Annotated in this window: 10 protein-coding genes and 1 pseudogene; 3 read left to right on the top strand and 8 right to left on the bottom strand. The window is 59.6% G+C overall.

Annotation, left to right across the window (positions count from 1 at the left end; translation table 11 throughout):
- Window positions 1-102, bottom strand: a pseudogene (locus ACRC4F_RS31220) (phage infection protein); the annotation flags it as partial.
- Window positions 103-327: 225 nt separating this feature from the next.
- On the opposite strand from ACRC4F_RS31220, the gene ACRC4F_RS31225 reads away from it, so the two are divergent.
- On the top strand, window positions 328-948 hold the full coding sequence (locus ACRC4F_RS31225; RefSeq protein WP_438662755.1) for an isochorismatase family cysteine hydrolase: 621 nt from the start codon (window positions 328-330) through the stop codon (window positions 946-948).
- Window positions 949-954: 6 nt separating this feature from the next.
- Here ACRC4F_RS31225 and ACRC4F_RS31230 read toward each other — a convergent pair whose 3' ends face one another.
- The 3 genes from ACRC4F_RS31230 to ACRC4F_RS31240 form a co-directional block, all read right to left on the bottom strand.
- Window positions 955-1674, bottom strand: coding sequence for an anti-sigma factor (locus ACRC4F_RS31230; RefSeq protein ID WP_438662756.1), 720 nt, complete (start codon window positions 1672-1674; stop codon window positions 955-957).
- A complete protein-coding gene (locus ACRC4F_RS31235) occupies window positions 1671-2192 on the bottom strand; it encodes a sigma-70 family RNA polymerase sigma factor (protein ID WP_438662757.1) in 522 nt (173 codons plus the stop codon). The genes ACRC4F_RS31230 and ACRC4F_RS31235 overlap by 4 nt, the downstream gene beginning before the upstream one ends.
- Before the next feature lie 98 nt (window positions 2193-2290).
- Entirely contained in the window at window positions 2291-2812 is a 522-nt protein-coding gene (locus tag ACRC4F_RS31240) for a DUF3455 domain-containing protein (RefSeq protein WP_438662758.1), read from the bottom strand.
- A gap of 159 nt (window positions 2813-2971) precedes the next feature.
- Between ACRC4F_RS31240 and ACRC4F_RS31245 the strand changes: the two genes are divergently transcribed.
- Window positions 2972-3595 (top strand): glutathione S-transferase N-terminal domain-containing protein, encoded by a 624-nt coding sequence (locus ACRC4F_RS31245; protein ID WP_438662759.1) that lies wholly within the window; start codon window positions 2972-2974, stop codon window positions 3593-3595.
- A gap of 125 nt (window positions 3596-3720) precedes the next feature.
- On the opposite strand, the gene ACRC4F_RS31250 is transcribed toward ACRC4F_RS31245, so the two are convergent.
- Window positions 3721-4161 (bottom strand): CBS domain-containing protein, encoded by a 441-nt coding sequence (locus ACRC4F_RS31250; protein WP_007944798.1) that lies wholly within the window; start codon window positions 4159-4161, stop codon window positions 3721-3723.
- 427 nt (window positions 4162-4588) lie between these two features.
- Here ACRC4F_RS31250 and ACRC4F_RS31255 point away from each other — a divergent pair, with 427 nt between their 5' ends.
- Complete coding sequence (locus tag ACRC4F_RS31255; RefSeq protein ID WP_438662760.1) at window positions 4589-6949, top strand: DNA polymerase II; 2361 nt, start codon at window positions 4589-4591, stop codon at window positions 6947-6949.
- Here ACRC4F_RS31255 and ACRC4F_RS31260 read toward each other — a convergent pair.
- The 3 genes from ACRC4F_RS31260 to ACRC4F_RS31270 form a co-directional block, all read right to left on the bottom strand.
- On the bottom strand, window positions 6914-7384 hold the full coding sequence (locus ACRC4F_RS31260; RefSeq protein ID WP_438662761.1) for a DUF1810 domain-containing protein: 471 nt from the start codon (window positions 7382-7384) through the stop codon (window positions 6914-6916). The genes ACRC4F_RS31255 and ACRC4F_RS31260 overlap by 36 nt on opposite strands.
- Window positions 7385-7414: 30 nt before the next feature.
- On the bottom strand, window positions 7415-8236 hold the full coding sequence (locus tag ACRC4F_RS31265; protein WP_438662762.1) for an aldo/keto reductase: 822 nt from the start codon (window positions 8234-8236) through the stop codon (window positions 7415-7417).
- A gap of 240 nt (window positions 8237-8476) precedes the next feature.
- On the bottom strand, window positions 8477-9625 hold the full coding sequence (locus ACRC4F_RS31270; RefSeq protein WP_438662763.1) for an aldose epimerase family protein: 1149 nt from the start codon (window positions 9623-9625) through the stop codon (window positions 8477-8479).
- Window positions 9626-9812 lie beyond the last annotated feature (187 nt).

Below are 9812 nucleotides of genomic sequence, written 5' to 3' on the forward strand. Positions count from 1 at the left end.
ATCCGAGCCGCCTTCAGCGACAACCGGGTGAGCAGAAGAAGCGGCGAAAGCGTTAACTGCAAAAACCGAGAAAGCGATGCTGAGAAGGATTTGGCGTTTCATGATGGTGTGCTCCGGGGTGTAGTTGTTTGGTATGGAGGCGATCTTACGCCGCGGATTTTTTATGAGAACTTCATTGAGGTGATGGTGAACATCGACGTCAATGATAGGTAGCGCGATGCCCCTCACGTCGGCGTGATGGTTCAGTCGTCGGATGGCCACGGTGAGCCTGATCGACGCTTCTACACTGGATAGCTGGCGCGTGCCTTTGTCCTTGAGGAGTCGATCATGAATGCCAGTCCCTATGTTGCCGCCCACACCGGCCTGCTGTTGGTGGATCCCTATAACGACTTCCTCAGCGAGGGCGGCAAACTCCATGGTCGTGCGCAATCGGTGGCTGACAGCGTCGGCACGCTGGCCAACTTGAAGACGGTGGTGGCAGCCATCCGCAAGGCCGGCATCCAGGTTGTCTACGTTCCGCATCACCGCGCCGAACCCGATGAACTGGCGGGCTGGAAATACCCCAACCCCTCTCAGCAACGTTCCAGCCATGCGCAAGTGTTTGCCGCCGGAACCTGGGGCGGGGAATGGCACCCGGACTTCCAGCCCGCTGCCGGTGACGTGATCGTCAAGGAACACTGGGGTGCCAGCGGTTTCGCCAACACTGATCTGGACTTCCTGCTCAAACAACACGGGATCGACAAGGTCGTGGTGGTGGGGATGCTTGCCAATACGTGCATCGAAAGCACCGCCAGGTTTGCCGTCGAACTGGGTTATCACGTGACGTTGGTGCGCGACGCCACGGCCGCCTTCAGCGCGGAGGCGATGCACGCCGCACATGAGATCAACGGGCCGACGTATGCCCACTCGATTGTCACGACGGCGGAGTTGATCGCGGCGCTCGGCTGATCGCGGTCAGATGACTTTCACTGCCCGACCGATGAATTGGATCGGCCCGGTCGGCTTGCCGATCGGTGAGCCCTGCGGATTTTCCAGAGTCAGTTCGAACAGCTGGTTGGGTTGCAGTGGCGGCAATTTGTCGAGCGGGATGGACAGCGTCTGTCCCGGTTTGACCAACCCCAGTGACACCGGTCCTTGCCAGCCATCGGCCTTGGTCCAGAACTCCAGCGCCTTGTCGGCCGGGACCTCGACGATACCCAGAGGAATCAGCTGGATTTCCCGCGGGTTGCTGGCCTGGATTACCCAGCCCGGTGCCTTGTCCTGGGGGCCGACCAACACCACCAGGTAAGTCGGCTTGACGGTGGTTTGCGTCAACATCAATGCGCCGAGCAGCAACGTGGCAGCCAGCCCCGCACCGGCGAGCCCGCGCCAGAGCGGCAACAGATTCCACCAGGATAAAGACTGAGTCGCGATGAGCGAAGGTGGCCGATTCACGTTATTCACGCTGCGCTCGATACGCTGCCAAAGGTGTGGTGACGGCGGGTGAGGCGCGGCCAGATCGGTCATGCCGAGCAGTCGAAGCTCCCAGGCATCCACGGCGGCCCGTAACTCAGGTTCGTCGCGCATGCGCTGCTGGACCTGGGTACGAAGCTCTGCCGACAGCGTGCCCAACACATATTCGCTGGCCAGTTCGTCGAGTTCTTCCGGGGTTTCATTCGTCGGTTTGCTGATCATCCCATGCACTCCCGCAGTGCCGTCATGCTCCGCTTGATCCAGGCTTTGACGGTGCCCAGCGGGGTGCCGAGTTTGTGTGAGATTTCAGCGTGAGAATATCCGTCGACGTAGGCATGCAGGATACAGGCGCGCCTTGCAGGCTCCAGTTGTTCCAGGCATTGATGAATGCGCCCGGAATGAGCCTGAGCATCGAATGTTTCCGTGTCGTCCACCCCATCGAAATCGCCTTGAATTTCGCGGCTGTTGTCACGGATGAAATTCAGGGCCAGATGTCGCGTCAAACTGAACATCCAGCCCCGTGCCGATCCTCGCGCCGGGTCGAACTGTACGGCGCCATTCCATATCTTGATGAAGGCATCGTGGACGATGTCTTCCGCCAGCGCAGTGTCACGCACCAACCGTTTGGCAACGCCCAGCAAGCGCGGACTCTCCTGCACATACAAATCATGCAGGGCCTGACGTTCACCGCGGGCGCAGGCAGCGATGTGGGCTTCGTAATCGAAAAGAGTTTCGGGCAAGGACACTGTGCTCAGCCGTCAATAATGGGCAGCGGCCCCGGGCCATTGGACCGGGGCCAGTGCTGAGCAGCGTAGACCAATTTCCCGCAGGCCCGGTTTCAGTTGGCCGCCCAGAAAATGTAATCCGCCTGGTACTTCACCATTTCTTGCTTGCCCTTGTTGGCCGCCGAGCATTCAACGCTCGGGGCTACGCCACCTTTAAGGGCGACGCGCTGGATGTAGCTGACACCCGTCATTGCGCCTTTGCCTTCGGCCGGGTTGGCCTTGACCAATTGATAGGGCAAGTTGCCCGGACTCGAAGGTGAAACAGCCAGTTGGGTGCCGGTGACTTTCGAGCCATCTTTCGCTTGCCAGGTGGCGGGCGGTCCGAAATAGGTGCCAACCTGTTTGCCGCTGCGATCATTGAGTACCGCTTTGGGGCCGACAAAGAACCATTCGGTCTGGCCGGCGGCATTAACCTTGTCACGGCATTCGTAAGTGATCTCACCGACACCGGTGGTTTCCAGGGCGACCTTGTGTCCGTCCGGGACCTTGATGCTGTCGGGCAGACCTGACTGGGCGTAGGCCATGGGGCCCGCGACGAACAGACTGGCAAGGCAAATCAGCTGTTTAGCGTTCATGAATAGTGCTCCGTAAATGAGTAATCTGCGCGACAGCCTCAGGGGCTGCTACTGGTACTACCCATCGGAAAGCATTTTGGATGCAGTGGCATAAAAAGAAATTTTCCAGCATGGTCAGTATCAGATGCTACAAAGAGAGATTCTTGAAGGGGGGTGCTTATGTACCAGCTCTACGGACACCAGAACTCCGGCGCCGCCGCGATAGAGGCCGCACTCGAACTCTGTGAAATTCCTTATCGCTTCATCGACGTCGAGTCGTCGCCGGAGGCTGCCCAAGCCCTGGAGAAGCTCAATCCGCTCAAGCAGATTCCCACCTTGCAACTGCCCGACGGCAGCATCCTCACCGAGAGCGCGGCGATCCTGATCCATCTGGGGCTGGCGTTTCCCGAGTCGAATTTGCTGTCGAAAACGCCCGCCGAGCGTGATCAGGCCATTCGCGGCCTGGTGTACATCGTCAGCAATTGCTACGCGGCCATCGGCATCATCGATTACCCCGAGCGCTGGTTGGTCAACGCGGATCAAGCGACCATGGAAAACCTTATGGCCGGCGCTCGCCGACGGCTGCATTGGAGCTGGGAGGTGTTTGCCGATCAGTTCTCGGGCGAGTTGTATCTGGACGACGAGACGCCCGGCGCACTGGATGTGCTGGCGGCGGTGGTGACACGGTGGGCGGGCAGTCGCGAGCATCTGCGCAATGCCCGGCCGGGTTTTTATGCGTGGCTGACACGGATCGACCACCACCCCACGCTGGCCCCGGTGTTCGCCCGGCATTGGCCCACCTGAGAACACCACAAATCCAATGTGGGAGCGAGCCTGCTCGCGATGGGGCCGGCACATCCAACATTGATGTCGGCTGACAGACCGCTATCGCGAGCAGGCTCGCTCCCACAGGGGGATCCTCGGTATCTCTACTCGCCGCGGATGTACTGCTCCAACTGGCGAATCAATTCAGCCTGCTCGGCAATGGCTTCCTTGACCAGGTCGCCGATCGACAGTAAACCGATCAACTTGCCGTTTTCCACCACCGGCAGGTGACGCAAGCGTCTGTCGGACATGATGCCCAGGCAGGTATCGACGGTCTGATGGGTGTCCACGGTGATCACCGGCGACACCATGATGTCGCGAACCGGCGTGCCGACCGAAGAGCGCCCGTGCAGGACCAGTTTGCGCGCGTAGTCGCGCTCGCTGATGATGCCCAGCACTTCATCATTCTCCACCACCAGCAAGGCGCCGACGTTCTTCTCGGCCATCTTCATCAGGGCTTCCAGCACCATGTGATCGGGTTTGATCTGGTGCACTTCCTGATTTTTCTGATCTTTCAACTTGAGCAGTTGGGCGACGGTTTTCATGATGGCTTCTCAGGTGTTGTCGTTGTTATGGAAGAATCGTAGACCCGGGCGCTGAGGGCAAGGCGGAAAACGGCAGATAACGCGCAAAAAACGCCATTCGGCGGTTTTTCTTCCGAATATCTCCGTACCAGGTCGATAAACACCTGCAATCTGGCAGCGACTTCAAGAGCCACCCCCTCACCCCAGCCTCTCCCCACGGGGGAGAGGGGGAAAGGGAGCCGATCTTCATGGTTTTTGAACTTGAGTTCGACTCAATTTCCTCGGTCGCAATATCTCTTGAAAACACCTCGGTCAGTCCCCTCTACCCCGTGGGGAGAGGGTTAGGGTGAGGGGTGGTTCTAAAGGCTGCCAGATCCATAAGCCTCCACGCTATTCCCCGCAATGACGCGTAGAATTGCCGCCTGAATCAAATCTTGAGGTTGCAGTGGTGGATTTACAGCAGGGTTTCGTCCTGACCCGGCATTGGCGTGACACCCCGGCCGGAACCCAGGTCGAGTTCTGGCTGGCGACCGACACCGGTCCCCAGCGTATCCGTCTGCCTCATCAATCGTCGGTGGCGTTCATCCCGGCTGTTCAGCGTGAGCAGGCCGAGGCTGTTTTGCGCGGCGAAAAAAATGTCGAGCTCAAACCACTGGCCCTCCAGGATTTCGAGCACCGCCCGGTGCTAGGCCTGTATTGCCAGCAACACGGTCAGTTGATGCGCCTGGAAACAGCGCTGCGTAAAGCAGGTGTTGAGATGTTCGAAGGGGACGTGCGCCCGCCGGAACGCTACATGATGGAACGCTTCATCACCGCGCCCGTGCTGTTCGGTGGCACGCCCGGCGCCGACGGCCTGCTGCTCGACGCACAAATGAAACCGGCCCCCGACTACCGGCCCAACCTCCGGCTGGTCTCCCTGGACATCGAGACCACCGCCCAAGGCGAGTTGTATTCCATCGCACTGGAGGGCTGTGGCGAGCGTCAGGTGTACATGCTTGGCCCGCCGAATGGCGACGACAGCGCGGTGGATTTCCAGCTTGAGTACTGTGACTCCCGCACCCTGCTGCTGAAAAAACTCAACGAATGGTTCGCCCGCCATGACCCCGACGCGATCATCGGCTGGAACGTCGTGCAGTTCGACCTGCGAGTGCTGCACCAGCACGCCCGACAACTGGGCGTCCCGCTGAAACTGGGGCGTGGCGGCGAAGAAATGCAGTGGCGTGAACACGGCAGCCGCAACCATTACTTCGCCTCGGCCGCCGGCCGATTGATCATCGACGGCATCGAATCCCTGCGCTCGGCGACCTGGAGCTTCCCCTCATTCAGCCTGGAAAACGTCGCGCAAACCCTGCTCGGCGAGGGTAAGGCGATCAGCACGCCGTACCAGCGCATGGACGAAATCAACCGCATGTTCGCCGAGGACAAACCGGCGCTCGCCACGTACAACCTCAAGGACTGCGAACTGGTGACGCGGATCTTCGCCAAGACCGAACTGCTGACCTTCCTGCTGGAACGCGCCAGCGTCACCGGTTTACCGGCGGATCGCAGCGGCGGCTCGGTGGCCGCGTTCACGCACCTTTACATGCCGCTGATGCACCGACAGGGCTTCGTGGCGCCAAATCTCGGGAACAAGCCTGCGCAGGCGAGTCCCGGCGGTTTTGTCATGGACTCGCAACCGGGCTTGTACGAATCGGTACTGGTGCTCGACTACAAAAGCCTCTATCCATCGATCATCCGAACTTTTCTGATCGACCCGGTCGGGCTGATCGAAGGCCTGCAGCATCCCGACGACAGCGAGTCCGTGCCGGGTTTTCGGGGTGCGCGTTTTTCCAGGACCCGGCACTGCCTGCCGGCGATCGTCGCCCGGGTGGCCGAAGGTCGCGAGACCGCCAAGCGCGAACACAACGCACCGCTGTCGCAAGCGCTGAAAATCATCATGAACGCCTTCTATGGCGTGCTCGGTTCCAGCGGCTGCCGCTTCTTCGACACGCGACTGGCCTCGTCCATCACCTTGCGCGGCCACGAGATCATGCTTCGCACCCGGCAGTTGATCGAAGCCCAGGGTCACACGGTGATTTACGGCGACACCGACTCGACCTTCGTCTGGCTCCGTCGCGCTCATGGCCAGGAAGAAGCCGCGCAGATCGGCCGTGCGCTGGTGGACCACGTCAACCACTGGTGGCGCGAGCATGTGCAGCAGGAATACGGGCTGGAAAGCGCCTTGGAGTTGCAGTTCGAGACCCACTACAAACGCTTTCTGATGCCGACCATTCGCGGTGCCGAGGAGGGCAGCAAGAAGCGTTACGCCGGGCTGGTCACCCGCGCCGATGGCACCGACGAAATGGTCTACAAGGGACTGGAAACCGTGCGCACCGACTGGTCGCCGCTGGCCCGGCAATTCCAGCAGGAGTTGTACTCGCGGATCTTTCATCGCCAGCCGTATCAGGACTACGTGCGCGACTACGTGCGCAAGACCCTGGCCGGTGAGTTCGATGATCGCCTGATCTACCGCAAGCGCCTGCGCCGTACGCTTGATGACTATGAACGCAACGTGCCGCCCCACGTCCGTGCGGCGCGGATCGCCGATGATTACAACGACCAGCAAGGCCGCCCCCGGCAATACCAGAACGGCGGCTGGATCAGTTACGTGATCACTGTCGCCGGGCCCGAGCCGCTGGAGATCCGCAGCGCGCCTATCGACTACGACCATTACGTCACCCGTCAACTGCAGCCGGTGGCGGATGCAATCCTGCCCTTCGTGGACGACGACTTCTCAACCTTGATTGGTGGGCAACTGGGCCTGTTTTGAATCCAGCAATTGCAGCGTCCAGTCATCCCGAATGCCGTGGAAATATTTATCCAGTGCTTTATGGAAAAGGCTGTCTGGCGGCGCAACCTGTGCGAACAGCGTCATCGACGAATGAAATTTCAGATTGTCGGGATGGCCGAATATGCCGGCAACCGAGTGCTTTTCAATGTCCAACACCAGTTGCGTGCAGGTGCGCAGCCGAGAGCCCAGCAGTGGATGATCAAGATAGGCCTTGGCTTCCGCTGCAGAACGAATCGCGAAGTGTCGGGACATCTCGCTACCGCCCAGCCCGGCAAACTGTGGAAAAATGAACCACATCCAGTGACTGCGTTTGTGACCAGCCTGCAGCTCTTCTTGAACTCGTTTGAACACCGGATCCTGAGCCTGCATAAAGCGTGGCAAATTGAAGTCGTCGAGCTGATCAGTGCTTCTCATGCAGAAGCCCTCTGACAGTACCGCGATGGCTTAGACCATGGCCAACCGGTGCTTGCGTTGTGGCGCGTGAAACGCATGGTCCAGCGCCTTCAGGTCCTCGTTTTCGAGCCGCAGTTGCGCGGCCTGCGCATTCAGTTGCACATGTTCAGGCCTGACCGCTTTGGGGATGGCGATCACGTCTTTTTGTCGCAGAATCCATGCCAGTGCTACCTGAGCCGGCGTCACGCCATGACGGGTAGCAACCTGCTCGAGCGCCGGGTGGGCCAGCATCGTTCCACCCTGACCGATGGGACAGTATGCCATCAACGGCTGATGATGCTGTTGGCACCACGGCAGCAGGTCAAATTCGATACCGCGCTCTTCCAGGTTGTACAGCACCTGATTGGTAGCGCAGGCTGGTGAGTTCAACTCCTCCAGATCGTCGACGTCGAAGTTGGACACGCCCCAACGGCCAATCTTGCCCTCTTCACGCAGGCGCTCGAAGGCTTCGACCGTTTCCTCCAGCGGATACTGGCCGCGCCAATGCAACAGGTACACATCGATGTAATCGGTATGCAGACGCCGCAAGCTGCGCTCGCAGGCCTGGGGGATGCCTTTGCGGCTGGCGTTGTGCGGGTAGACCTTGCTGACCAGAAAGACCTTGTCGCGCAGGCCGGCGATGGCTTCACCCACCACTTCCTCGGCGCCACCTTCGGCGTACATCTCGGCGGTGTCGATCAGGGTCATGCCCAACTCGATGCCCAGGCGCAGCGCGGCGACTTCCTTGCGGTGTTGCGATGCATCTTCTCCCATGCGCCAGGTGCCTTGGCCGATGACCGGTACGTTGACGCCGGCCAATTCAAGGGTCCGCATGAAAACCTCCTTTTTTGAATCGATAAGTACTCTTCGGTTGGCAGCAGAATAGCCCGGTGGTTCCGTAGCGTGTAGCAGCTGCCCTGTGGTGAGGGGATTTATCCCCGTTCGGCTGCGAAGCAGTCGTCAATCCTTCAAGCGCTGTGCGTCTGAAGGAATGTAGGGGGCCGCTTCGCAGCCCAACGGGGATAAATCCCCTCACCACAGGGCAGCTGCTACATGAACGCGTGATGCCGGAGGTTATTTGGCCGAAAACTTCAGCACGGTGTGCTGGGTATAGGTCTTGCCCGGATCGAGTCGAGTGGACGGAAAGTTCGGCTGGTTCGGCGAGTCCGGGTAGTGCTGAGTCTCCAGCGTGAACGCGCCCCAATGCGGATAAACCTTGCCGCCCTTGCCCTTGACCGTGCCGTCGAGGAAGTTGCTGGTGTAGAACTGCACGCCGGGTTCGGTGGTGAAGAGCTGCAAGCGGCGCCCGGAAAGTGGATCGCTGACATCGGCGGCCAGTTTGCCCACGTCGCCCTTGGCGTCCAGGGCCCAGTTGAAATCGAAGCCACCCTGTTTTGGCTCGGCGAATTTCAGCTGCGGATGATCAGCCTTGATGTTCTTGCCGATCGCAGTGGGCTGTGTGAAGTCCATTGGCGTCCCCGCGACGGGAGCCAGTTCGCCGGTCGGAATCAGCTTGGCGGTGACCGGCGTGTAGTGGCTCGAGTGCAGGGTTACGAGCTGTTTCAGCACATCACCGTTACCCGCGCCAGCGAGGTTGAAATAGCTGTGGTTGGTCAGGTTCAGCACGGTCGGTTTATCGGTGCTGGCCTTGTACTCGATGCGCAACTCATTGTTCTCGGTGAGGCTGTAGGTGACCTCGGTCTTCAGATTGCCGGGGAACCCCATGTCACCGTCCGCCGACAGGTACGTCAGGGTCACGCCCACCGAATCCTTGCCTGTGTTCGGCTGGGCTTTCCACACGTGTTTGTCGAAACCCTGCGGACCGCCGTGCAGCGAATTGGAACCGTCGTTGAGCGGCACTTGATAGCGTTTGCCATCCAGCTCGAACGCGCCGTTGGCCAGGCGATTGCCGAATCGCCCGATGGTCGCGCCAAAGTACGCGGTGCCGCTCTGATAGCCCTGAACATCGTCAAAACCCAGGACCACGTCGTCGAGCTTGCCGTTTTTGTCCGGCACTTTGAGCGACTGCAAAATGCCACCGTACGTAATGATCGTGGCTTGCAGACCATGGCTGTTGCGCAAGACATATTGCTCGACGGGTGTGCCGTCGTTGGTCTTGCCGAACGCTTTGTGTTCGCTGGACAGGCCAGCTGCCTGGGTGGGGAGGGTGGCGATCATCAGGGACAGTCCAAGGCCGGAGAGCAGGTGTCGGGATTGCAGCATGGTAAACCTTCCTTCTTGTTGTTTTCATAGGCCAGTAAAATGTCTAGTAGTCATACTAAATATTCGACTGGAGAAGATTTATAGCTGGTTACTCAATAAAATCCATTAAAAGTATGACTAAATAAGCCGATTTGTAGCAGCTGCCGAGCAGCGCGCTGTGGCGAGGGGATAAATCCCCTCGCCACAG

Source organism: Pseudomonas sp. (assembly GCF_051660785.1).
In the GTDB taxonomy this organism is placed as follows: domain Bacteria; phylum Pseudomonadota; class Gammaproteobacteria; order Pseudomonadales; family Pseudomonadaceae; genus Aquipseudomonas.